Origin of the sequence: Pseudomonas sp. P39-UII1, assembly GCF_039672635.1 — a bacterium.
In the GTDB taxonomy this organism is placed as follows: domain Bacteria; phylum Pseudomonadota; class Gammaproteobacteria; order Pseudomonadales; family Pseudomonadaceae; genus Aquipseudomonas.
In genome coordinates this window covers 14,943-38,676 of sequence record NZ_JBDFPP010000017.1, presented here as the reverse complement: position 1 = coordinate 38,676, position 23,734 = coordinate 14,943, and the positions used below count along the sequence as shown (strand labels likewise).

The window sequence follows — 23,734 nt, the reverse complement described above, 5'->3', positions numbered from 1 at the left end:
CCCACTAGGACAGCGCTGAACCTGTGGGAACGGGCTTGCCCCGCGAATGGGGCGCAAAGCGGCCCCTGCGGTTTAGAACGTATGCCCCAGGTTCAGGTACACCGCCTGCTCATGCGCACTGTTGGCCCCATACGTCAGGTTCAGCGGCCCCAACGGCGTGTCCAGCCCCAGGAACACGCTCGCCGCATTGATGTACCCGCTGTCGAATTCATTGTCGTTGTTCCATGCCCGCCCGCGCTCGAGCGAACCACCGACATACAACGGCAGGTCCAACGGCAGGTAGCCCCGTGGGGTCAGGCGCCGGTAATAGACCATACGCAGCAGGCTCACGTTTTGCCCAGACACCGAGTCCTGACGGAAGCCCGAAAGCTCCCGCGCACCGCCCATCACGAAGCTCGACGTGACCACCTCGGTCTGATCCAGCGTGCGCCCGTAGCGCCCTCCGAACACCCAGGTGTTCGGCCCGCTGCTGATCGCCTTGTCCAGGTTGAGCAGCCACTGCCGGTAGTTGGCGTCCGAGTCGAGCGATTTGTCGTACTTGCGCAGGGTCAGGCCGATGTCTTCACCACTGTGCGGGAAGTACACGTTGTCGAGGGTGTCGAACGAGTACTTCAGCTCGTAAAACCCTTCGTTGAAACTCACCTTGGGCAAATCCTGATCGCCGATGCGCACCTCGGCTTCGCCCCACGCCTTGCCCGCGCCCAGGCGCACTTCGCCATAGGTGCCGATCTGGCGGCCGACGTTGACGCCGAAGCCGTAGCGCTCCAGGCGGTATTCGGCAACGGGGTCGTTGTCCAGCGTCGCCGCGATGTTCTGTGAACCGATGTCCAGGTAGGGCGCGATGAAGTAGCGCGAGCCCACGTCCAAAGGCTGGTAGAACTCGCTGTAAAGCTCTTGCTGGTCGCCGATCTGCGCGCGTGTCAGCCACTCGGCGCCCAGCTTGTTGATGCCATTGACGCGGTAGCTGGCGCCCAGGTTGAAAGCGCTGTCACCGCGCAGGTCGTCCGACAGGTTCAGGCCCAGGCGCAGGTAGTCGGTACCGCCGCGCTTGCCACGGGCGTTGATCACCAGGGTGTTGTCGTCGCCTTTGTGCACCACGCGGTACTGCACGCGGTCGAAGTAGTCCAGGCCATACAGCGTGCCCATGTCGGTCTGCAGGCGGTCGAGCTCCAGCGGTTCGCCGATCGGCTGGCGGATGTAGTAGCGGATCACGTCGTCGCTGACCTTGGAATCATTCTCCACCCTGATTGCAGTGATGACCGGCGTGCGCTGGTGCGGGGAGCGTGCCACGGCCAGTTCGTCATCGCCTTCGGGTTGGCGCAATGCGGCCAGGCGCGGGTCGAGCAGGCGCGCGGCGCGGTAGCCGGCGTCGATCATGTCGCGGGCGCGGCCGAAATCGGTGACGCCGTAGGCGGCCAGCTGAGGCTGGATCAGGATGTCGTCGCGGTGCAGACTGGCCAGCTGTTCTTCGGAGTTGCGCCGGGTCATCAGGGTGATCGACTGGTTCAGCACGTCGACCACCGTGGCCAGTTGCTTGCGGTCGCGCAGCGGGGTGCCGATGTCGACCACGATGGCCAGGTCAACGCCCATCTCCCGGGCCACGTCCACGGGGATGTTGTCGACCATGCCGCCATCCACCAGCAGCCGGCCGTCCAGTTCGACTGGGGCGAACACCGCAGGGATCGACATGCTGGCGCGGATCACCTGGGGCAGGTGGCCGCGGCTGAACACCACTTTTTCGCCACTGGCGATGTCGGTGGCCACGGCGCGGAACGGGATCGGCAGCTTGTCGAAGTCGCGGGTGTCGGCGGTGTGGGCCAGTTTGCTTTCCAGCAGCAGTGCCAGGTTCTGGCCCTGGATTACGCCCAATGGCAGGCCAAGGCTGCCGTCGTCGCGAAAGCTCAGTTTCTGTTTCACCAAAAAGTCGCGGTCATCCTGCTTGCGCCTGAACGGCACGTCCTTGCGCGGCGGCGCGTCGGAAAGCGCCTGCTGCCAGTCGAGGGTGGTGGCGAGGTGCTCCAGCTCCTCGACGCTGTAGCCGGACGCATACAACCCGCCCACCACCGCACCCATGCTGGTGCCGGCGATGGCATCGATGCGCACGCCCTGTTCCTCCAGGGCCTTGAGCACGCCGATGTGGGCCAGGCCACGGGCGGCGCCGCCAGAGAGCACCAGGCCGACCTTGGGCCGGGTTTGCTCGGCGGCGAGCACGGAGAGGGAGGTGAGCGTCAGCAAAAGGCAGAACAGCAGGCGGCGCATCGTGAGTCTCAAACCGAGGGCGAAAGACCGCTAGTATAAGCGGCCACTTACCTGGAGATCGCTCAGCATGGCAGACAACAAGCCGGAAATAGTCATCACATATTGCACCCAGTGCCAGTGGCTGCTGCGCGCCGCCTGGCTGGCTCAGGAACTGCTCAGTACGTTCTCCGACGATTTGGCCCAGGTGGCGCTACAGCCGGGCACCGGCGGCATCTTTCGCATTACCTGCAACGGCGTGCAAATCTGGGAGCGCAAGGCCGACGGTGGTTTCCCCGAGGCCAAGGTGCTCAAGCAGCGGGTGCGTGACCAGATCGACCCGCAGCGCGACCTGGGTCACAACGACCGCTGATCAGGCCCCCTCGGCGACTGCCGGTCGCTTGGGTGGCTGCTCGGCCGCCAGGCGGCTGGACAAGACGATGGCGAAGATGATCAACGCACCCCCCAGCAGCATGCGCAGGGTCGGCGTTTCGGCGAACACCGCCCAGGCCACGGCAATGCCATAGATCGGCTCCATGCCGAATACGACTGCGGCGGTGCGCGCCTTGATCACCGCCAGGCTGGCGACGAACAGGCTATGGGCAACGCCGGTGCAGAACACCCCGAGCAGCCCGATCCATAGCCAGTCCATCGGCGCTACTGCGCTCAAGCCCGGCGCGGCCACCGGCAGCAGGCACAGGCCGACCACCAGGTTTTGCCATAGGGCGGCCTGCACGGCGGGCAAACGGCCCGAACCTGCGCGGTTGGTCAGCGACAGCAGCGAGAACAGCAGGCCCGAAAGCAGTGCCCAGAGCAGGCCGCCGGTGGCTTCGCTGGCCAGGTCGAAGGAAGGCGCCACCAGTACCAGGCCGAGGCTCACCAGCACGACCAGGATGGCTTCGTTGCGGCGGATGCGTTCGCGGAACAGCAGCCCTTCGAGGATCACGGTAAAGGCCGGAAAGCTGGCGAAGCCCAAGGTGGCGATGGCCACACCGCCGACTTTCACCGCGACGAAGAAGCTGACCCAGTGCCCGGCCAGCAGCACGCCGCCGAGCGACAGGCGGCGCACGTCCGGGCCGCTGAGGCGCTGCCAGCCCGGGCCGGCCAGGCTGGCGAAGAGGGCCAAGGCGAGCACCGCGAAGGCGGCGCGGCCAAAGACGATGATGGCCGGGCTGGCGCTGGCGGCCAGTTTGCCGAAGACGCCGGTCAGGCCGAAGAATAGCGCGCCGATATGCAGGGCGCCCAGGGCAGTGCGGTGGTTCATGGTGGTCCTTGGATCTGTGTAGGAGCGGGTTTACCCGCGATGAGGCCAGCACAGCCAGTGTAAAGCCCCAGACAAACACAGTCTGTCGCCACCCTAGCGTGCCTTATCGCCAGACTCTCGCCGCAGCGCCCCCGGCGTACACCCGAAAGCCCGCAGCATCGCCGCCGAAAACGCACTCTGCGAGGCATAACCGACCTGTGCCGCAATTTCACCCATGGGCAACAACGTCTGGGTTAGCAACCGCCGCGCCATGAGCAAACGTCGCTGGCGGACGTAGTCCATCGGCGTCATCGCGCATTCAGCGGTAAACCGCGCATGCAACCGCGCAACCGACAGCCCGGCAATCCGCGCCAGGTCGGCAACCTGCAGCGGATACGCCGCATGCTCCTCGATATGGCTGTCGAACGCCGCATAGGGCAGGCGATGGCTGGGTGTGATGATGGCCGACGCCGTCGGGTTGAGGCTGGCCAGCAGCAGCACTGCACCCTGCCGGGCAATCAGCGGGTCGTCCATCGGGCTTGCCGCCAGCCAGTCCACCAACTGCTGCTGGCGATTGTCCAGGCCCACGGCGGCCGGGCGGTCCAGCAGGCGTTGGCTGGCGTCGGCATGCTCGCCCAGTTGTTCATGCAGCCAATGCGGGCCCGGCACATCGAGTACCAGGCAATGGCTGCCGGCATCACTGCCGCAGGTGTGATGCGCCCCGGTCGGCACCACCATGAGGCCTTGGCGGTCGATGCGCGCACCGTGCCCCTGCACCTCGAAATCCAGGCGCCCGCGCAAGCCGAACACCAGCTGTGGGTGTTCGTGGCTATGGGCTATCAGGTCGTCACGATAGTGGCGCAGGGAAAGTATCGGGCCGGGGGCCATGGGGCGTCCTCGCAGGGCAGGGCACCATTGTGCCGCATTCATCGCAGCCCATCACCGGTCACATCGTTGCCCGTCAACAGCGCCGCCGATGCGCTGCGCGAACCTGCCCCGTGCGGCTAGAGGCTGATCCTTCCCAGCAGGATGTCGCGGAACATGGCGAAATCGCCGATCAGGCTGTACAGCGGATGCTTGAAGGTCGCCGGCCGGTTCTTCTCGAAAAAGAAATGCCCGACCCAGGCGAAGCCGTAGCCGAACACCGGGACCGCCAACAGCAGCAACCATTTGCCACTGCCGATGGTGTACGCCAGCAGGGCGATGACCAGGCTGGTGCCGACAAAGTGCAGGCGCCGGCAGGTAGGGTTGCTGTGCTCCCCGAGGTAGTAGGGGTAGAACTCGGCAAAACTGCGAAACTGCGCTGTGCTGTTCATGAGCAGTGCTCCGGGATTAACACTTTTTGACAGGATACACGGCGTGGAGCCTGAAACGAGTCTAGAGTCATTGGCGGGGCCGGCCAGTGACAATGGGCGCCAATTGAGTATCCTTCGAGTTCACCGCATGAAGCGGTCAGCATAAGAAGCTTGCCATGAGTGAGAGAACCACGTCAGCCAGCTGGGCATCAGGGATTGTGAAGGCGCTCGAGCTGGAGGGGCTGGACTGCCCGGCCATGTTCAAACAACTCGGCCTGGATTTCGCCGCCCTCGACGACCCGGATGCGCGCTTCCCTCAAGACGCCATGACCCGCCTGTGGCAACTGGCCGTGGAGCTGTCGGGCAACGAAGCCATCGGCCTCAACATGGCGCGGGTGGTGCGGCCGGCGTCCTTCCATGTGGTGGGCTATGCACTCATGTCCAGCCGCACCCTGGCTGAAGGCTTCGAGCGCCTGGTGCGTTATCAGCGCATCATTGCCGAAAGTTCCGACCTGAGTTTCCGCCTGGGCCCTGAAGGCTATTCGCTGATCCTCACCGTGCACGGCGACCACCTGCCACCCACCCGGCACAGCGCCGAAGCCTCGCTGGCCTGTGCGCTGGCGCTGTGCAAGTGGCTCAGCGGGCGGGCCATCCAGCCAAGACGGGTGCTGGTGCAGGGGCCGCAACCAAAAAACGTCGAACCCTACAAAGTGGCATTTCATTCACCGCTGGTGTTCGATGCGCCGCACGATGCACTGGTGTTCGAGCGCGCCGACATGGAGGCGCCGCTGCCGACCGCCAACGAGGCCATGGCCATCCTGCACGACCGTTTTGCCGGGGAATACCTGGCGCGCTTCTCGGAAAGCCGGGTGACCCACCGCGTGCGCCAGGTGCTGTGCCGCATCCTGCCCCAGGGCGAGCCCAAAAGGGAAACCCTGGCCCAGGCGCTGCACCTGTCCCAGCGCACCCTGCAGCGCCGCCTGCAGGAAGAGGGCACCAGCTTTCAGGCGCTGCTCGACGACACGCGGCGCGAGCTGGCGGAACAGTACCTGGCCCAGCCCGGCATGACCCTGCTCGAAACCGCCTACTTGCTGGGCTTCGCCGACCCGAGCAACTTCTACCGTGCCTTCCGCCGCTGGTTTGACGTAACGCCCAGCGAATACCGCGCCCGTATGGGCACGGGCCCCGAAGAGGCTAGTGACGCCAGAACGCCGGCATGCACAACACCAGCACCGTGATGATCTCCAGGCGGCCGAGCAGCATGCCGCCGGCGAGAATCCATTTGGCGGCGTCCGGCAGCGTGGCGTAGTTGCCCGAAGGGCCGATCACTTCGCCAAGGCCCGGGCCGACACCCGAGACGGTGCCGGCGGCGCCGGTCAATGCAGTCATCCAGTCCACGCCCAGCAGCGACAGCAGCAAGGCCATCACGCAGATGGTGATGGCGAAGAAGAACGAGAAGGTCAGGATCGAGCGCACGATCTCTTCGTCCAGGCGGTGGCCGTTGTACTTCTGCTTGATCACCGCGCGTGGGTGAATCAGCTGATTGAGGCTGGCCTTGAGCAGGATATAGGCCACCTGGAAGCGGAAGATCTTGATGCCACCGGCGGTGGAACCGGAACAGCCACCGACGAAGCCCAGGTAGAAGAACAGCATCAGCGAGAAGTTACCCCACAGGCTGTAATCGCCCAGGGCAAAGCCCGTGGTGGTGACCACCGAGGTCACGTTGAGTGCCACGTGGCGCAAGGCATCCAGCCAGTGCAGGTTGGTGGTGGCCCAGTACCAGGTGCCCAGCACCAGCCAGGTGACCACCAGCATGCCGAGCAGCCCCTGCACCTGCTGGTCGCGGATCAGCGCCTTGCGGTTGCCGCGCATAGTGGCCACGTACAAGGTGAACGGCAGGCTGCCGAGGATCATCACCACCACGGCGACCCAGTGCACGGCCGGGATGTCCCATTTCGCCAGCGACTGGTCAGAGGTCGAGAAGCCCCCGGTGGAAATCGCCGACATGGCGTGGTTGATGGCATCGAACGGACTCATGCCGGCCCACCAGAAGGCCAGTGCGCCGAGTACCGAAAAACCGACGTACACGCCGACGATCGACTTGGCGACCATGTGCGAGCGGGGCATGACCTTTTCCGAACGGTCCGATGATTCTGTCTGGAACAGGCGCATGCCACCGATGCGCAGCAGCGGCAGAATCGCCACCGCCATGGCGATGAAGCCGATACCGCCGAGCCAGTGCAGCATCGAGCGCCACATCAGGATGCCGGGTGACATGTTGTCCAGCCCGCTGAGCACCGTGGCGCCGGTGGCGGTGATGCCGGACATGCTTTCGAAGAAGGCGTCGGTGTAGCTGATGTGCTGGGTGAGCAGGAAGGGCAGGGCGGCGAACACGCACACCACCAGCCAGCTGCTGACGGTCAGCAAATACATATCGCGCGGGCGCAGGTGCACATGCTCGGGGCGGCCCTGGACCACCATCAGCAGGCCGGCGACGAAGGTGATCAGGCTGGCCCAGAGGAACGACGGCATGTCGCCTGTGCGTTCGAAGATCACCAGGGTCGCCATGGGCACGACCATGCTCACCGCCAGGGTGATCAGGAAGATGCCGATGATGAAACCAATGATCCGTAAGGTCGGCAACGCCATGTGATCTGCTCTGACTCTGAACGAAGGGCGCCATTCTACCTATGGGTCTGGTGATGTAAACGCTAGAATGGCCGCACATTCACCTGCCAGGAGGGTAGCCGATGGAGGCTCTCGACGCATTGCTCAACCGTGTTTCCGTGCCACGCCTGACCGAACCTGCGCCCAACGACGCCCAGCGCGAGGCGTTGTTCCAGGCGGCGCTGCGCGCGCCGGACCACGGCCAGCTGCGGCCATGGCGCTTCCTGACCATCGAGGGCCAGGGTCGCGAAAAGCTTGGTGAGCTGTTTGCCGAAGCGGTGCAGCACAAGGGCGATGCCAGCCAGGCTGCACTGGACAAGGCCCGCGCCATGCCGCTGCGTGCACCGCTGCTGATTGTGGTGATTGCCAAGCTGCAGGACCACTTCAAGGTACCCAAGTCGGAGCAGCGCCTAGCGGCCGGGTGTGCGGCGCACGGCATTCTGATTGCGGCGCATGCCCAGGGGATTGGCGCGGTGTGGCGGACCGGGGACATGGCGTTCGATGCGCATGTGCACAAGGGGCTGGGGCTGGGCGATAACGAGGAGTTGATCGGTTACCTGTATGTGGGCACGCCGATGGCCGAGCCGCGTACGGCACCGATTCTGGAAACTGCCGAGTTCGTTAGCGCCTGGGGCGAGTAACGCAAGGGCTGCACCGCAGCCCCCCTTCGAATTCAGCTGCCAATCTCCACCACCAGCGGCAACTCCAGCCGGGCCACAAACCCACCCTGCGGGTGATTGCCCAGCTCCAGGCTGCCGCCATGCCGCTCGGCCGCCTTGCGCGCAATTGCCAGGCCCAGGCCATGCCCCGCCGCATCCTGCCCCGGCGCCCGGAAGAACGGCTCGCCGAGTTGCGCCAGGTACTCGGTTGACACGCCTGGCCCATGGTCACGCACGCTTACGATGATCCGTTCCTGCTCACGCTCGGCACGCACCTCGATCGGCTGCCCCGCGGGGTTGAAGCGCAGGGCATTGCGCAGCAGGTTATCCACCGCGCGTTCGATCAGCGTCGGCCAGCCTTGCAGGGTCAGGCCCGGTTGCGCCTCCAGGCGTACGTCCTGCTCCGGCGCGCTGAGCTGGGCGTCTTTGCGCACGCTGCCCAGCAGGGCATTGAGGTCGACAGATTCGGCATGGGGCTGCTCGGCATCGACACGGGCCAGGGTGAGGATTTCGCTGATCAGGTCTTCCAGGCGGTCGCATTCGCGGGTCAGGCGCGGCCACAGGGCCTGGCGCTGCTCGGCTTCGGCGCGTTCGGCCAGGGCCAGGGCGATACGCAGGCGCGCCAGCGGTGAGCGCAGTTCGTGGGACACGTCGCGCAGCAACTGCCGTTGGCTGCCGATCAAGCTCTGCAGGCGGGCGCCCATCTTGTTGAAGTCCTTGGCCAGCACGCCGAACTCGTCACGCCGGGCGGCCAGCCGGGCCAGGCTGTTCTGCTGGTAGCTGGCCTGGCCAAGGTCGTGCACCGCACCGCGCAGGCGGCTGAGCGGGCGGGTAATGGACAGGGTCACCAGCAGGCTGAACAGAGTGAGTACCACCAAGGCAATGCCTAACGCACTCAGCGGCCAGAGCAGGCTCTCGCGGTGCCAGGCGTCCAGTTCAGGGTGCGGTATACGGTAGATCAACAGGTAGGTTTCGCCGCTGTCGGGGCTGGTGTACTCCTCGGTCAGGCGGCGCCACGGCAGGCGGCGTTCGTCATTGTGCTGGCGCGCCTCGAAGGCGGCGGCGCGGCGCGGGAAGGTGCCGGGCACCACGGCATCGCCGCTTTCGTCGAGCACCTGCACGTCGATCTTGAAGCGCTGCTTGCGGCGTTCGAGGAACTGCTGCGCCGACTCCAGGCCTTCCTGCTCATAGTGCTTGGCCCAGTGGCTGGCCAGGGTGTTGAGGCCTGGGTGGCGGCTGAGAATCCAGGCGTCCTGGTTGAGCATGTGGCCCAGCAGGATCGACAGGCCTGCGACCAGGGTGATAGCCAGCCAGAAGCTGGCCAGGATGCGCCAGAACAGAGAACGCAAGAGCACCTCCTGTAAACGGGAAAAGCCCGGCCCGCTTGTGGGCGGGCCGGGCGTTGGGGGGACAGCTTACTGGGCCTTGCCGGCTTTTTCAGCTTTCCAGGCCTGGAATTCCTTCCATTCAGCCTTGCGCGCTTCACGCGCTTTCTGCAGTTCGTCGAACTTCTTCTGCTGCTCGGGCTTGAGCAGTGCGCGCACCTGGCTGTCGGTCTTGTCGTGGCTGGCCTTGAGCTCGTCCTTCATGGCCTTCTGGTCGGCGGCTGGCAGTTTGGCCAGGTAGCGTTCGGTGATGTCGCGGCGGTTTTTCATCTGGTCGCCCATCAGCTTGCCGATCTGTTGGCGCTGATCGCGGCTCAGGTCCAGTTGGGCGAAAGGCGCGTCACCGCGATGATGCGGGCCGTCGTGACGCGGGCCGCCTTCTGGCATGGCCATGGCCACGGTCGGCAGAGCAGCGGCGAACATCAGGGCGATTAGGGTCTTGCGCATGGTGTCTCTCCTGTCATGGGCCGGTGGTTACCGGATGAGCTCAGTCTAGGGAGATCAAGGTCAAGCGCAGTCAGTGGAGGGTAAAGGCTCGGTAAAGATGGCCAGGGCCGCACCGCGCGCCATCGCCGCGGTTCGTCGCCACGACAAGCCAGCCCCCACAAGTACTCCATGGGCTGAAAAAGCGGCGCAGTGCGGCCCCGTCAACCTTACAGGCTGTAGTAATAACCGCGGCTGCGCAGCGCAACGATGCGCGGGCGGCCATCGGCGTGCGGGCCGACCTTCTTGCGCAGGTTGCTGACGTGCATGTCCAGGCTGCGGTCGTAAAGGGTCAGCTTGCGGCCCAAGCCGATTTGCGCCAGTTCCTGTTTGTCCAGCGGCTCGCCCGGCTGGCGCAGCAGCGCCTCGAGGATGCGGCTTTCCGAGAGGGTCAGGCTCATCTCGCGGCCATCGATGCTGACCACGCCGCGCACCGGGCTGAAGGCCAGGTCGCCGATCTCGACTTGTGTTGTGGTGGCAGTCGGGTGGCTGCGGCGCAGTACGGCGCGCAGGCGGGCGGTGAGTTCGCGCGGGTCGCAGGGCTTGGCCAGGTAATCGTCGGCGCCCAGTTCCAGGCCCAGAATGCGGTCTAGCGGCTCGCCGCGGGCCGACAGCATCAGCACCGGCAATTCGGCATGGTCGCTGCGCAACTGCTTGAGCAGCTCGAGGCCGCTGCCATCGGGCAGCATCACGTCGAGCACCACGGCCGCTGGCGCTTGTTCGGCCAACGCCTTGCGCGCGCTCTGGCCATCGTGGCAGGCACGTACAACGAAACCTTCCTGGGTCAGCCAGCTGCCGAGCAGCTCGCAGAGTTCCTGGTCATCATCAATCAGTAACAGCTCGCTCATGACTCACTCAATTCAAATCGACGGCGTCTGACGCGCTCGCCAGTGGCAAAGATACCGCAGACGCCGAGAATTTATCGATCAGGGCAGAACTTGCTTGAATGGCTTGACGATCACCTTGTCGTACACGCCCGCCGCAATGTACGGGTCGGCGTCGGCCCAGGCCTGGGCAGCGGCCAGCGAATCGAACTCGGCGACGATCAGGCTGCCGCTGAAACCGGCAGCGCCTGGGTCGTTGCTGTCGATGGCCGGGTGCGGCCCGGCCAGCACCACACGGCCTTCGGCCTTGAGTTGCTGCAGGCGCTCGATGTGTGCCGGGCGTGCGGCCAGGCGGTTTTCCAGGGAATTCGCGACGTCGCTGGCAATGATGGCGTAAAGCATGTCAATCCTTGGTCTTGGTGGTGGAAGGGTCGTCGTGCAGGTGACGCGACAGGTACACGCCCTGCGCCACGAGGAAGAGCACGGTCATGCCCAGGCTGCCGAACACTTTGAAGTCGACCCAGAACGCCTGGAAGGTGAACGCAACGAACAGGTTGGCCGCGCCGCAGAACAGGAAGAACGCGATCCAGGCCACGTTCAGGCGGGTCCAGATGGCATCGGGCAGGGTCAGGGCGTGGCCCATGATGCGTTTGATAAGCACCCGGTCGCCAATGAAGTGGCTGCCGGCAAAGCCCAGGGCGAACAGCCAGTTCACCACGGGTGCTTTCCATTTGAGGAAGGTTTCGCTGTGGAAGGTCAGGGTCAGGCCGCCGAACACCAGGCAGGCGATCAGGGTCAGCCACTGGCCTTTCTCCAGCTTGCGCTGGCGCAGGAACAGCGCGCCATACACCACCAGCGAACTGATGATGAGCATTGCCGTGGCGCTGTAGATGCCGCCGAATTCGAAGCTGTGGCCAGCCACTTCCACCGGGCGCGGGTCGAGCTTGTAGGTGATGAAGAACAGCAGCAGCGGGATGAAATCGATGAATTGTTTCACAATGGCAGCCAGAAAACGGGATGTGACGGCATAATAACAAACATCGATTACAGCGGTAGCGCTCCTCCATGAATGTTGATCTGCACTGTCACAGTACGGCCTCCGACGGCGCCCTGTCGCCCACGGCCCTTGTCACCCGGGCCCATGAGCACGGGGTGCAGACCTTGGCACTGACCGACCATGACACCCTCGAAGGCTTGGCCGAGGCCCGCCAGGCCTGCGCCGAGCGCGGCATGCGCTGGGTCAGCGGGGTGGAACTGTCGTGCACCTGGGGTGGCGCGACCATCCATGTGTTGGGTTACGACTTCCCGCTGGATGCACCGCCGCTGCTCGAAGCGATCGAGTCGCTGCACCGTGGCCGCTGGTTGCGCGCCGAGGAAATCGACAAACGGCTGGCGGCCAAGGGCATGCCCGGCACCCTCGACGGCGCCCGCGCCGTGCAACAGGAACTTGGCGACAGCGGTAACGCCCCGGCGCGCCCGCATTTTGCCGAATACCTGGTGCGCGCCGGCCACGTCAAGGACCGTGGTGAAGCCTTCCGCAAGTGGCTGGGTGCCGGCAAGCTCGGTGACGTCAAGCTGCACTGGCCGACCCTGGAGGAAACCGTCGCCACGCTCCGGCGGTCCAAAGCCTGGGTGAGCCTGGCCCATCCGATGCATTACGATCTGACCCGCAGCAAGCGCAGACGGCTGATTGCCAACTATATTGAGGCAGGCGGGCAGGCGCTTGAAGTGGTCAACGGGATGATGCCGGCCGAGCAGGTGGGCACGATGTCCATCCTCACCCGTGAGTTCGGCCTGCTGGCAAGCGCTGGCAGCGATTTCCACGGCCCCGGCACCTGGGGCGAGATCGGTGCCTACCGGCCATTGCCTGAGGATCTGCCACCTCTGTGGCGCCGATTCAGCCATGAACAGCCTATGGCGATATGAACAGGAAGACTTCGTGAGCCAATTTTTCCAGATTCACGCGGAAAACCCGCAAGCGCGCCTGATCAAACAGGCCGTTGAAATCATTCGCAAGGGCGGCGTCGTGGTGTACCCCACCGACTCGGCCTACGCGCTGGGCTGCCAGATCGGTGACAAGGCGGCCATCGAACGGGTGCGCCGCCTGCGCGGCCTGGACAAGACCCACAACTTCACCCTGATGTGCTGCGACATGTCGCAACTGGGGCTGTACGCCAAGGTCGATACCGGCACGTTCCGCCTGCTCAAGGCCCACGTGCCGGGCCCGTACACCTTCATCCTCAACGGCACCCGTGAGGTGCCGCGGCTGCTTCTGCATGAAAAGCGCCGTACCATCGGCCTGCGCGTGCCCTCCAACCCGATCGTGCTGGCGCTGCTCGAAGAGCTGGGCGAGCCGTTGATGAGTGTGAGTTTGATCTTGCCGGGCGACGAAGAACCCATGACCGACCCGTACGAGATCCGTCAGCGCCTGGAGCACCATGTCGACCTGATCATCGATGGCGGCTTCGGCGACCTCAAGGCGTCCACCATCATCGACCTGACCGGCGATGAACCTGTACTGGTCCGCGAAGGCTGCGGCGACCCTTCACCGTTTCTGGTCGGCGCGTGAGCCAGGTGGATGCCCCTGAGGCACCGAGCATCGATGCTGAATTGCCGCAACAGTTGCAGTTGGCCCTGGTCTACGGCGAAGCCCTGACCGAAATGCCGGTGGACCTGTACATTCCGCCGGACGCGCTGGAAGTCATCCTCGAAGCGTTCGAGGGCCCGCTCGACCTGTTGCTGTACCTGATCCGCAAGCAGAACATCGACATCCTCGACATCCCGGTGGCGGAGATTACCCGCCAGTACATGGGCTATGTGGAGTTGATGAAAAGCGTGCGCCTGGAGCTGGCCGCCGAGTACCTGGTGATGGCCGCCATGCTCGCCGAGATCAAGTCGCGCATGCTGTTGCCGCGCTCTGCCGAAATCGAGGAAGAAGAAGGCGACCCACGTGCCGAACTGATCCGCCGCTTGCAGGAGTACGAACGCTTCAAGGCCGCTGCCGAGGGCATCGACGAACTGCCACGGGTTGGCCGCGATGTGGTCGTGCCACGCCTGGAAGCGCCCCAGGCCAAGGTGCGCAAGCTGCTGCCCCAAGTCAGCCTGGAAGAGCTGCTGGTGTCCATGGCCGAGGTCATGCGCCGCAACGACCTGTTCGAAAGCCACCAGATCACCCGCGAGACGTTGTCCACCCGCGAGCGCATGAGCGAAGTGCTGGAGCGCCTCAAGGGCGGTGGTTTTGTGCCCTTCGTCGAGCTGTTCGCGGCCGAGGAGGGCAAGTTGGGTGTGGTGGTGACGTTCATGGCGATTCTGGAGCTGGTCAAAGAGTCGCTGATCGAACTGGTGCAGAATGAGCCTTTCGCCGCGATCCATGTCCGGGTGCGTGCCGAGCCTGTCGAAGAATTTGATGAATCTGAATGAACCCCGCGACCTGGCGTCGCTGATCGAAGCCTTTCTGCTGGCCTCGGGCAAACCGCAATCCCTCGAACGCCTGTACGAGTTGTTCGAGGAGGCCGAGCGCCCCGAGCCGAAAGTTTTCAAGAAGGCCCTGGAAGTGCTCGGCAAGTCCTGCGCCGGCCGTGCCTTCGAACTCAAGGAAGTCGCCAGCGGCTACCGGCTGCAGATACGCGAAAACTATGCCCCGTGGGTAGGCCGCCTGTGGGAAGAACGCCCGCAGCGCTATTCCCGTGCGCTGCTCGAGACCATGGCGTTGATCGCCTACCGGCAACCGATTACCCGTGGCGAGATCGAGGATGTGCGGGGGGTGGCGGTCAACAGCAATATCATCAAGACCCTCATCGAGCGTGAGTGGATACGTGTGGTCGGCTACCGCGAGGTGCCCGGGCGGCCAGCGATGTTCGCCACCACCCGGGCGTTTCTCGACCACTTCAATCTCAAGAGCCTCGACGAGCTCCCGGCGTTGGCCGAGCTGCGCGAAATGGAACCCGAACCTGAGCCGTTGCTCGACCCGGACGATGCCCCGGTGCCGGCGCACTTGCAGGTATTGGCCGATGCCAGCCTGGGTGACGCAGAGGAGGGTGCCGAGCCGAAGGAGGAGACCAGCTTCCGCAGCCTGCTGGTGGAGCTGGATGCCATGGAAGAGGGGCTGAAGACCGACTTCGATGACCTGCGCGACGATCAGGTGGAGCCTGAAGCCTCTGTGGAGAGCGCGGGCAAGTTGCCGTAACCGACCTACATGCAGGCCTGCCAGTGCCCGCGCATGAGCTGCCCGCGTCGCGAAGGCAGCCCGTTGCGTCAGGGTTTGCTCAGCGTCGCACCTGCTTGAGTGTTTCGGCAATCAGGAAGGCCAGTTCCAGTGACTGGTCGGCGTTCATGCGTGGGTCGCAGTGGGTGTGGTAGCGGTCTGACAACGCATCTTCGGTAATCGGCCGCGCGCCGCCGATGCATTCGGTAACGTTCTGCCCGGTCATCTCGATATGGATGCCGCCGGCATGGCTGCCCTCGGCCTGGTGCACCTGGAAGAACTGCTTCACTTCATCGAGGATCTGCGCAAAATCGCGCGTCTTGTAGCCGCTGCTGGCCTTGATGGTGTTGCCGTGCATCGGGTCCGAGCTCCACAGTACCTTGCGCCCCTCGCGCTCGACGGTGCGGATCAGCCCCGGCAGGTGCTCGCCCACCTTGCCGGCGCCCATGCGCACGATCAGGTTGAGGCGGCCGGGGTCGTTACTCGGGTTGAGGGTGTCGATCAGGCGGATCAGTTCTTCAGGGTTCATGCTCGGGCCGACCTTGACCCCGATCGGGTTGTGCACGCCGCGCAGGAACTCCACGTGGGCACCGTCGAGCTGGCGGGTGCGGTCGCCGATCCACAGCATGTGCGCCGAGCAGTCGTAGTAATCGCCGGTCAGGCTGTCCTGGCGCACGAAGGCTTCTTCGTAGTTGAGCAGCAACGCCTCGTGGGCGGTGAAGAAGCTGGTTTCGCGCAATTGCGGGGCGCTGTCCAGGCCGCAGGCGCGCATGAACGCCAGGGTTTCGTCGATGCGGTTGGCCAGTTGGTGGTACTTGTCGGCCAGCGCCGAGTTGGCGATGAAGTCGAGGTTCCACTTGTGCACCTGGTGCAGGTCGGCGAAACCGCCCTGGGCAAAGGCGCGCAGCAGGTTGAGGCTGGCGGTGGCCTGGTGGTAGGCCTGCAGCAGGCGGTCTGGATCGGGGATGCGGCTTTTTTCATCGAAGCCGATGCCGTTGACGATGTCGCCGCGGTAGGCCGGCAGGGTGACGTTGCCAATGGTTTCGTCACCCGACGAGCGCGGCTTGGCGAACTGCCCGGCCATGCGCCCCACCTTGACCACCGGGCAGCCGGCGGCAAAGGTCATGACGATGGCCATCTGCAGCAGGACCTTGAAGGTGTCGCGGATCTTTGCGGCGGAAAACTCGGCGAAGCTCTCGGCGCAGTCGCCGCCCTGCAACAGGAAGGCGCGGCCTTCGGTGACCTCGGCAAACTGCCGGCGCAGCTCGCGCGCCTCCCCGGCGAACACCAGCGGCGGGTAGCTGGCCAGGGTCTGCTCGACCTTGAGCAGATGCGCGGCATCAGGGTAGGTCGGTTGCTGCTGGATCGGCAGGGCACGCCAGCTGTCAGGGCTCCACGGTCGGTTCATCACAGGCTCGGTATTGTCGGTTATAGGCTGTCTGCCATGGTAACAGTTGGCGCTGAGCTTGTTGCATCGAGGGTGTTGACGGACAATGCGCGTTTTTGCGCAGGCAGGTGGCAGGTACATGGCGACGGAGCGGGAAGAGCGGCTGCTGGCTCGGGTCGAGGATGCCTTTGGCGTCATCAGCGTGTACGAGGTGGATGACTACCGCTTTCTCGAGTTTGGCGATGCCATCGAGCAGAGCTGCGTGTTCACCGCCGACCCCAGCTGGCTGGAGTACGACTACACCCGCGCGATGCTGGTGGGCGCGTTGTGCCACGAGCAGCCCGAGAGCGCGCTGTTTCTTGGCTTGGGTGCAGGCACCCTGACCCAGGCCTGCATGAGGTTTCTGCCGCTGGACGACATCGAGGCCATCGAGCTGCGCCCGGACGTGCCGCGCCTTGCCATGGAGTACCTGGGCCTGGACGACGACCCGCGCCTTTATGTGCGCGTCGGCGATGCCCTGGAGCTGCTGCCCACGGCGGAAAAAGCCGACCTGCTGTTCGTCGACCTGTACACCGACCACGGGCCGGGCATCGGGCACCTGGCCTGGACCTTCCTGGAAAACTGCCAGAAGCAGCTCAACCCCGGGGGCTGGCTGGTGATCAACCAGTGGGCCGGGGATGACGGCAGGCCGCTGGGCGCGGCGCTGTTGCGCGGGCTGTACCACCGGCATTACTGGGAACTGCCGGTGAAGGAGGGCAATGTGATCCTGCTGGTGCCGGCGGACCTTGAGCAAACACTGGACCTGGACGGCGTGCGAGCGCGGGCCGAGGCACTGGCGCCGCAATTGGGTTATAGCCTTGAGGCGTTGATCCGGGTGATTCGGCCGGCTACCTGAAGACCGCAAACCGGCTTTCATAGAACAAACGCTAACTTACTGATTTGGCGGGGATCCTGTAGGAGCGGCTTCAGCCGCGAACACCGGCGAAGCCGGTGCCATCCACCGCGGCGCCTGCTTCGCGGCTGAAACTCCTCCCACAGGAATTACGTCGGCCTCCCCAAAACGTGAGGCAGTTTTCCACAATGTTCCCGCCTTGCCTGTGGAGGCCGGCATAATCACCCGGGCATTAACGTTTCAGCCCGTGTTGCTTGATGGCCCTGTACTGGCAGTTCAGAGCGAAAATTTTCCTCACCCCTTCTGTTAATTCGGGTATAGTACGCGCCGGTCTTTTAGCGGACCTCAAAATCAGGTGGTGCAAATCCTCCGAGTCCAGCTTCGGCTGCACGTCCGCTAGGCGGACCTTCCCAAGTTTTTCTTTTTCAATCGTTTTCGCAAATCCCCGCCGCCAAAGCTGCCTGGGTGACCTTCTGGTCTTTCAAGGCATGTGCAGCTTTGGAGCATGGGTCTTTGCGGATGCACCTAGAGGCAGACCCATGACCCAGGAAACCGGCGGATTCGCCGCTCTCGATCTCAATCCGAATATCGTTGCAGCTGTCGTAGCCACTGGCTATGAAGAGCCGTCCGCTATTCAGCATCAGTCGATCCCGATCATCCTCGCCGGTCACGACATGATCGGCCAGGCGCAGACTGGCACCGGCAAGACCGCTGCCTTCGCCCTGCCGATCCTCAACAAGATCGACGTGAGCAAGCGCGAACCGCAAGCCCTGATCCTGGCGCCAACCCGTGAGTTGGCGCTGCAAGTCGCTACCGCTTTCGAAACCTACGCCAAGCAAATGCCAGGCGTTAACGTGGTAGCTGTATACGGCGGTGCCCCGATGGGCCCGCAACTGCGTGCCATCCGTAACGGCGCGCAAATCGTCGTCGCTACCCCAGGCCGTCTGTGCGACCACCTGCGTCGCGACGAGAAAGTGCTGTCGACCGTACAGTACCTGGTACTGGACGAAGCCGACGAAATGCTCAAGCTGGGCTTCATGGACGACCTCGAAGTGATCTTCGATGCCATCCCGGCCAGCCGCCAGACCGTACTGTTCTCCGCAACCCTGCCGTCGTCGATCCGCTCGATCGCCGAACGTCACCTGCGCGAACCGAAGCACGTCAAGATCCAGAGCAAGACCCAGACCGTTACCGCGATCGACCAGGCCCACCTGATGGTCCATGCCGACCAGAAGATCCCGGCTGTTCTGCGTCTGCTGGAAGTGGAAGAGTTCGACGCGCTGATCGCCTTCGTGCGTACCAAGCAAGCCACCCTGGACCTGGCCGCCGCGCTGGAAGCCAAAGGCTACAAGGCTGCCGCGCTGAACGGTGACATCGCCCAGAACCAGCGTGAGCGCGTCATCGACTCGCTCAAGGATGGCCGCCTGGACATCGTCGTCGCTACCGACGTCGCTGCCCGTGGTCTGGACGTACCGCGCATCACTCACGTGTTCAACGTCGATATGCCGTACGACCCCGAGTCCTACGTTCACCGTATCGGCCGTACTGGCCGTGCCGGTCGCGAAGGCCGTGCGCTGCTGCTGGTCACCCCGCGTGAGCGCCGCATGCTGCAGGTCATCGAGCGTGTTACCGGTCAGAAGGTTGCCGAAGCGCGCCTGCCGAACGCTCAAGCGGTGCTGGATGCACGCATCAAGAAGCTGACTTCGAGCCTGGCGCCGCTGGTTGCCGACGCCGAAGCCACTCATGGTGAGCTGCTGGATCGTCTGACTGCTGACCTGGGCTGCAGCCCACGCGCCCTGGCCTCGGCCCTGCTGCGCAAAGCCACCAACGGCCAGGCGCTGGACCTGGCTGCCGTAGAGCGTGAGCAGCCGCTGGTTCCGGGCTTTGCGCCACGTGGCGAGCGCACCGAGCGTCCTGACCGTGGCGAGCGCAGTGACCGTGGCGGCGACCGTGGTGACCGTGAGCGTCGTGCGCCAATGCCGCTGGCCGAAGGCCGTGTGCGTTGCCGTACCGCCCTGGGTGCCCGCGACGGCATCGCCGCCAAGAACCTGCTGGGTGCGATCCTCAATGAGGGTGGCCTGGCCCGTGATGCGATCGGCCGCATCCAGGTTCGCGACAGCTTCAGCCTGATCGAGCTGCCCGAAGACGGCCTCGAGCGCCTGCTGTCCAAGCTCAAGGACACCCGCGTGGCCGGCAAGCAGCTGAAGCTGCGTCGCTACCGCGAGGATTGATCCTGGCGCAATAAAAAATCCCCGGCCCAGGCCGGGGATTTTTTTTGCCTGAACTGGCCCATTCGCGGGGCAAGCCCGCTCCCACAAGCACCGCGAAGACTGGGACATATTTGTGGGAGCGGGCTTGCCCCGCGAAGAGGCCCTTCAGTCGAACCTATAAATATCCATCCCCAGCGCGCCGAGGGTGAAGCCTTGGTGGACGATACTGAATTTGTCACCAGCCCCAAGCGCAAAGAACAGCGGCAAGAAGTGCTCGTCACTGGGGTGGTTGCGAGCGGCAAAGGGCGCCTGCCGCTGAAAGTCCAGCAGCGCAGCCTGATCATCATCACCCAGTTTTTCCACCACCCAATCGCGAAACGCCAACGCCCACGGTTCGATCACATCGGGCCCGGCATGCCAGTCAAGCTCGCCCAGGTTATGCGTGATGCTCCCGGAGCCTATCAGCAGGATGCCCTCGTCACGCAGCCCCGCCAGTGCTTGGCCGACCTCGAGTTGCAGCTCAGGGCCACCGTGGCTTGGCAGCGAAACCTGGATCACGGGAATGTTCGCATCCGGATACATCAGCGACAGCGGCACCCACGCCCCGTGGTCGAACGGCCGTTGAGCGTCCAGGCGCGCCGCCAGCCCGGCAGCGTTCAGCAGTGCCTCGACCCTGCCTGCCACTGCGGGCTCCCCCGGCGCCGGGTACTGCACTGCATAGAGCGCAGCGGGGAAACCATGGAAGTCGTGCCAGGTTTGTGGTTTTGCGCCCCCGGTCACCAGCAGTTCGCGGCTCTCCCAATGCGCCGACACCACCACGATTGCCTTCGGGCGGGGCAGGCCATTTGCCAGCCGGGCCAAAGCCGGCCCGCTGGCACCCGGTTGCAGGGCGAGCATGGGGGAGCCGTGGGAGATGAACAGGCTGGGCAGCATGGTGGTGTCCTGAAGGTTAAGATGCAGTCATCTTCGATCAGTCAAAGATCGATATCCAATATAAGATTTTTGCGCAATCCATCGAAAAACCAGGAGGAAACATGGAGCCGGCGTTTTGGCATCGAAAGTGGGCCGACAACCAGATCGGCTTTCACCAGGCTGAGGCCAGCCCTTATCTGCAACGCTATTGGCCAGCACTCGGGTTGGCAGTGGGCAGCCGTGTCTTGGTGCCGCTATGTGGCAAGAGCCTGGACCTGGCCTGGCTGGCAGGGCAGGGGCACAGGGTGCTGGGCGTCGAGCTGTCGCGGCGGGCGGTGGAGGATTTCTTCCTGGAGCATGGGCTGGCTGCGCAGGTGTCCCAGCATGGCGCCTTCGAGGTGTGGCGCAGTGGTGATGTTGAGCTGTGGTGCGGCGATGTCTTCGCCTTGCAGGCCGAGGACGTAGCGGACTGTGCGGGGCTGTATGACCGTGCAGCCTTGATTGCACTGCCAGCGCCGATGCGTGAGCGTTACAAGGCGATGCTTACGACGCTGATGCCGGTTGGAGGCAAGGGCATGCTGGTGACGCTTGATTACGACCAGGCGCTGTTGGCCGGGCCGCCGTTTTCGGTGGGGGATGCCGAAGTTAGCCAGGGCTTTGCTGGTTGGAGGATTGAAGCGCTGGAGGCTAATGAGCTGATCGACGAAAGCCCGAAGTTCCAGCAGGCCGGCATAACGAGCCTGCTGGAGCGGGTTTATCGCTTGCACGTCTGACAAAAAGAAAGGGCGACCGAAGTCGCCCTTTTTTTGCCTGAGGATCAACCGCGGCGGCGCAGGGCCTCGATACGCTCTTCCAGCGGCGGGTGGCTCATCAGCAGGCCAGCCAGGCCATGCTTGAGGCCGCCATTGATGCCGAAGGCCTTGAGGGTGTCGGGCATCTGCACCGGCAGGCCTTGCTCCACGCGCAGGCGCTGCAGGGCGCCGATCATCGCGGCAGTGCCGGCCAGCTGTGCACCGGCTTCGTCGGCGCGGTATTCGCGGCGGCGCGAGAACCACATGACGATCATGCTGGCAAGGATACCGAGGATCAGTTCGGCGACGATGGTCGCCACGTAGTAGGCAATGCCCTGGCCTTCTTCGTTCTTGAAGATGACCTTGTCGACGAAGTTGCCGATGATGCGGGCGAAGAACATCACGAAGGTGTTCACCACGCCCTGCACCAGCGCCAGGGTGACCATGTCTCCGTTGGCCACGTGGCCGATCTCGTGGGCCAGCACGGCGCGCACTTCATCGGGCGAGAAGCGCTCCAGCAGGCCCTGGGAGACAGCGACCAGGGCGTCGTTGCGGTTCCAGCCGGTGGCGAAAGCATTGGCCTCGTAGGCCGGGAAGATACCTACTTCGGGCATCTTGATGCCGGCTTCGCGCGACAGCTCTTCGACCGTCTGCAGCAGCCACTGTTCGTGGCGGGTGCGCGGCTGCGAGATGATCTGGGTGCCGGTGGACATCTTCGCCATCCACTTGGAGATGAACAGCGAGACGAGGGAGCCGGCAAAGCCGAACACGGCGCAGAACACCAGCAAGCTGCTGAGGTTGAGGTCAACCCCGTTGGCGGCCATGAACCCGTTGAAGCCGAACAGGCTCAGGGTAATGCTTGCAACCAGCACCACCGCAAGGTTGGTGGCTACAAACAACAGAATGCGCATCATGGTTGTTACGTTCTCCTGACGGATGAGTGTGTTGCGTATGCGGGGTATATAAGGGGACGGTCGCTCGGATTCAATCAGGCGACTATTTCAAACTGTGTACGGCGGAGTATGGCAGAGGATGGGGTGGGGGCTGTGAGGTAGAGCATTGCAGGATGTAAGAATCGGTTTGTGAGATGTGTAGGGGGCTGCCTTGCAGCCCAATCGTCGGCAAGCCAGCTCCCACAGTAATCCCACAGCCTTCAGGCCTTTGGTGATCCTGTGGGAGCCGGCTTGCCGGCGATGAGGCCTTCAATTACTGCGAATACGTCCGCAGGAAATTCCCGATGCGCCCAATTGCCTGCTCCAAATCATCCACCCGTGGCAAGGTCACCACGCGGAAGTGGTCCGGCCACGGCCAGTTGAACGCCGTACCCTGCACGATCAGCAGCTTTTCCGACAGCAGCAGGTCCAGCGCGAACTTCTCGTCGTTAAGGATCGGGCAGACCTTGGGGTCGATCCGCGGGAACGCGTACAGCGCACCCATCGGTTTGACGCAGCTCACGCCCGGGATGGCGTTGAGCAGCTCGTAGGTACGGTTGCGCTGCTCCAGCAGGCGGCCTGGCGGCAGCACCAGGTCGTTGATGCTCTGGTAGCCGCCCAGTGCGGTCTGTATGGCGTGCTGGGCCGGCACGTTGGCGCACAGGCGCATGTTGGCCAGCATGTCGATGCCTTCGATATAGCTCTGGGCGTGGTGCTTGGGCCCGGAGATGATCAGCCACCCCGACCGGAAGCCCGCGACCCGGTACGACTTGGACAGGCCGTTGAAGGTCAGGCACAGCAGGTCGGGGGCCAGCGAAGCGGTGCTGATGTGCACGGCCTCGTCGTAGAGGATCTTGTCGTAGATTTCGTCGGAGAACACCACCAGGTTGTGCTGGCGCGCCAGTTCCAGCATGCCCAGCAGCAGTTCCTTGGAGTACACCGCGCCGGTCGGGTTGTTCGGGTTGATGATCACCAGCGCCTTGGTGTTTGGGGTGATCTTGGCCTTGATGTCCTCAAGGTCGGGGAACCAGTCGGCCTGCTCGTCGCACAGATAGTGCACGGGCTTGCCGCCGGCCAGGCTCACGGCAGCGGTCCACAGCGGGTAGTCGGGGGCCGGGATCAGCACTTCATCGTTGTTGTTGAGCAGCGCCTGCATCGACATGACGATCAGCTCGGAGACACCGTTACCGAGGTAGATGTCCTCGATGGTGACGCCTTCGATTTCTTTCTGCTGGCAGTACTGCATCACCGCCTTGCGCGCGCTGAACAGGCCTTTGGAGTCGCTGTAGCCCTGGGCGGTAGGCAGGTTGCGGATCACATCCTGGAGAATTTCGTCCGGCGCTTCGAAGCCAAACGGCGCCGGGTTGCCGATGTTCAGCTTGAGGATGCGGTGGCCTTCCTCTTCCAGGCGTTTGGCGTGCTTGAGCACCGGGCCGCGAATGTCGTAGCAGACATTGGCGAGCTTGTTCGATTTGCTGAACTGCATGATGTGATCCCGATTGAGAATACGCGGTGCGCCGCCGTCGAAAGGTTTGAAAGGGCGGGGCGCGGGTGCCAGACTTGGAGCCCGTGCACACGAAGCCAACTAATATACGTGCCACCCGCGCTACGGAAA

General features: G+C 64.0%; 23 protein-coding genes and 1 pseudogene. 10 read left to right on the top strand and 14 right to left on the bottom strand.

Going from position 1 to position 23,734, the window contains the following annotated elements; translation table 11 throughout:
* Positions 1-72 precede the first annotated feature (72 nt).
* Entirely contained in the window at positions 73-2,259 is a 2,187-nt protein-coding gene (locus ABEH27_RS19750) for a patatin-like phospholipase family protein (protein WP_346615176.1), read from the bottom strand.
* Positions 2,260-2,326: 67 nt separating this feature from the next.
* Here ABEH27_RS19750 and ABEH27_RS19745 point away from each other — a divergent pair, with 67 nt between their 5' ends.
* Positions 2,327-2,608, top strand: a complete 282-nt coding sequence (locus tag ABEH27_RS19745; RefSeq protein ID WP_346615175.1) for a SelT/SelW/SelH family protein — start codon at positions 2,327-2,329, stop codon at positions 2,606-2,608.
* Here ABEH27_RS19745 and ABEH27_RS19740 read toward each other — a convergent pair whose 3' ends face one another.
* From ABEH27_RS19740 to ABEH27_RS19730, 3 genes are all read right to left on the bottom strand, one after another.
* Positions 2,609-3,499 (bottom strand): DMT family transporter, encoded by an 891-nt coding sequence (locus tag ABEH27_RS19740; RefSeq protein ID WP_346615174.1) that lies wholly within the window; start codon positions 3,497-3,499, stop codon positions 2,609-2,611.
* Between the two features lie 93 nt (positions 3,500-3,592).
* Positions 3,593-4,366 (bottom strand): AraC family transcriptional regulator, encoded by a 774-nt coding sequence (locus ABEH27_RS19735; protein ID WP_346615173.1) that lies wholly within the window; start codon positions 4,364-4,366, stop codon positions 3,593-3,595.
* A 116-nt stretch (positions 4,367-4,482) separates the two neighbouring features.
* On the bottom strand, positions 4,483-4,794 hold the full coding sequence (locus tag ABEH27_RS19730; protein WP_346615172.1) for a DUF962 domain-containing protein: 312 nt from the start codon (positions 4,792-4,794) through the stop codon (positions 4,483-4,485).
* A gap of 155 nt (positions 4,795-4,949) precedes the next feature.
* Between ABEH27_RS19730 and ABEH27_RS19725 the strand changes: the two genes are divergently transcribed.
* The gene (locus tag ABEH27_RS19725; RefSeq protein WP_346615171.1) at positions 4,950-6,011 is read left to right on the top strand and encodes an AraC family transcriptional regulator; all 1,062 of its coding nucleotides are present in this window, start codon (positions 4,950-4,952) and stop codon (positions 6,009-6,011) included.
* Here the strand turns inward: ABEH27_RS19725 and ABEH27_RS19720 are convergent.
* Positions 5,968-7,422: a TrkH family potassium uptake protein gene (locus tag ABEH27_RS19720; RefSeq protein ID WP_346615170.1), complete on the bottom strand. Its 1,455-nt coding sequence runs from the start codon at positions 7,420-7,422 to the stop codon at positions 5,968-5,970. The two genes, ABEH27_RS19725 and ABEH27_RS19720, sit on opposite strands and share 44 nt — an antisense overlap.
* Positions 7,423-7,523: 101 nt before the next feature.
* Between ABEH27_RS19720 and ABEH27_RS19715 the strand changes: the two genes are divergently transcribed.
* Positions 7,524-8,081 (top strand): NAD(P)H nitroreductase, encoded by a 558-nt coding sequence (locus ABEH27_RS19715; protein ID WP_346615169.1) that lies wholly within the window; start codon positions 7,524-7,526, stop codon positions 8,079-8,081.
* A gap of 32 nt (positions 8,082-8,113) precedes the next feature.
* Here the strand turns inward: ABEH27_RS19715 and ABEH27_RS19710 are convergent, their stop codons facing one another.
* The 5 genes from ABEH27_RS19710 to ABEH27_RS19690 all read right to left on the bottom strand — a co-directional run bounded on the left by ABEH27_RS19710 (position 8,114) and on the right by ABEH27_RS19690 (position 11,788).
* Positions 8,114-9,454 (bottom strand): HAMP domain-containing sensor histidine kinase, encoded by a 1,341-nt coding sequence (locus tag ABEH27_RS19710; RefSeq protein ID WP_346615168.1) that lies wholly within the window; start codon positions 9,452-9,454, stop codon positions 8,114-8,116.
* A gap of 60 nt (positions 9,455-9,514) precedes the next feature.
* The gene (locus tag ABEH27_RS19705; protein ID WP_039604113.1) at positions 9,515-9,931 is read right to left on the bottom strand and encodes a Spy/CpxP family protein refolding chaperone; all 417 of its coding nucleotides are present in this window, start codon (positions 9,929-9,931) and stop codon (positions 9,515-9,517) included.
* Positions 9,932-10,137: 206 nt separating this feature from the next.
* Entirely contained in the window at positions 10,138-10,815 is a 678-nt protein-coding gene (locus ABEH27_RS19700) for a response regulator transcription factor (protein WP_346615167.1), read from the bottom strand.
* A gap of 78 nt (positions 10,816-10,893) precedes the next feature.
* A complete protein-coding gene (locus ABEH27_RS19695) occupies positions 10,894-11,193 on the bottom strand; it encodes a YciI family protein (RefSeq protein WP_346615166.1) in 300 nt (99 codons plus the stop codon).
* 1 nt (position 11,194) lies between these two features.
* Positions 11,195-11,788, bottom strand: a complete 594-nt coding sequence (locus tag ABEH27_RS19690) for a septation protein A (protein ID WP_346615165.1) — start codon at positions 11,786-11,788, stop codon at positions 11,195-11,197.
* Between the two features lie 68 nt (positions 11,789-11,856).
* On the opposite strand from ABEH27_RS19690, the gene ABEH27_RS19685 reads away from it, so the two are divergent.
* The 4 genes from ABEH27_RS19685 (at position 11,857) to scpB (ending at position 14,977) form a co-directional block, all read left to right on the top strand.
* Complete coding sequence (locus ABEH27_RS19685) at positions 11,857-12,717, top strand: PHP domain-containing protein (RefSeq protein ID WP_346615164.1); 861 nt, start codon at positions 11,857-11,859, stop codon at positions 12,715-12,717.
* A 13-nt stretch (positions 12,718-12,730) separates the two neighbouring features.
* A complete protein-coding gene (locus ABEH27_RS19680; protein ID WP_346615163.1) occupies positions 12,731-13,360 on the top strand; it encodes an L-threonylcarbamoyladenylate synthase in 630 nt (209 codons plus the stop codon).
* A gap of 125 nt (positions 13,361-13,485) precedes the next feature.
* A complete protein-coding gene (locus tag ABEH27_RS19675) occupies positions 13,486-14,211 on the top strand; it encodes a ScpA family protein (RefSeq protein ID WP_346615221.1) in 726 nt (241 codons plus the stop codon).
* Positions 14,198-14,977, top strand: a complete 780-nt coding sequence (gene scpB, locus ABEH27_RS19670) for an SMC-Scp complex subunit ScpB (RefSeq protein ID WP_346615162.1) — start codon at positions 14,198-14,200, stop codon at positions 14,975-14,977. The genes ABEH27_RS19675 and scpB overlap by 14 nt, the downstream gene beginning before the upstream one ends.
* 79 nt (positions 14,978-15,056) lie before the next feature.
* Here scpB and ABEH27_RS19665 read toward each other — a convergent pair whose 3' ends face one another.
* Positions 15,057-16,403, bottom strand: a complete 1,347-nt coding sequence (locus ABEH27_RS19665; protein ID WP_346615161.1) for a 3-deoxy-7-phosphoheptulonate synthase class II — start codon at positions 16,401-16,403, stop codon at positions 15,057-15,059.
* 118 nt (positions 16,404-16,521) lie between these two features.
* Here ABEH27_RS19665 and ABEH27_RS19660 point away from each other — a divergent pair, with 118 nt between their 5' ends.
* The gene (locus ABEH27_RS19660) at positions 16,522-17,277 is read left to right on the top strand and encodes a spermidine synthase (protein ID WP_346615160.1); all 756 of its coding nucleotides are present in this window, start codon (positions 16,522-16,524) and stop codon (positions 17,275-17,277) included.
* A 502-nt stretch (positions 17,278-17,779) separates the two neighbouring features.
* Positions 17,780-19,505 (top strand): annotated as a pseudogene (locus tag ABEH27_RS19655) (DEAD/DEAH box helicase).
* Between the two features lie 144 nt (positions 19,506-19,649).
* On the opposite strand, the gene ABEH27_RS19650 reads toward ABEH27_RS19655, so the two are convergent.
* Positions 19,650-20,417 carry a class III extradiol ring-cleavage dioxygenase gene (locus ABEH27_RS19650; protein ID WP_346615159.1) on the bottom strand — a complete coding sequence of 256 codons (768 nt, stop codon included), beginning with the start codon at positions 20,415-20,417 and terminating at the stop codon, positions 19,650-19,652.
* 101 nt (positions 20,418-20,518) lie between these two features.
* Here ABEH27_RS19650 and ABEH27_RS19645 point away from each other — a divergent pair, with 101 nt between their 5' ends.
* On the top strand, positions 20,519-21,169 hold the full coding sequence (locus tag ABEH27_RS19645; RefSeq protein WP_346615158.1) for a thiopurine S-methyltransferase: 651 nt from the start codon (positions 20,519-20,521) through the stop codon (positions 21,167-21,169).
* Positions 21,170-21,213: 44 nt separating this feature from the next.
* Here ABEH27_RS19645 and htpX read toward each other — a convergent pair whose 3' ends face one another.
* Positions 21,214-22,101 carry a protease HtpX gene (gene htpX, locus ABEH27_RS19640; protein WP_346615157.1) on the bottom strand — a complete coding sequence of 296 codons (888 nt, stop codon included), beginning with the start codon at positions 22,099-22,101 and terminating at the stop codon, positions 21,214-21,216.
* Between the two features lie 292 nt (positions 22,102-22,393).
* Entirely contained in the window at positions 22,394-23,605 is a 1,212-nt protein-coding gene (locus ABEH27_RS19635) for a pyridoxal phosphate-dependent aminotransferase (RefSeq protein ID WP_346615156.1), read from the bottom strand.
* Positions 23,606-23,734 lie beyond the last annotated feature (129 nt).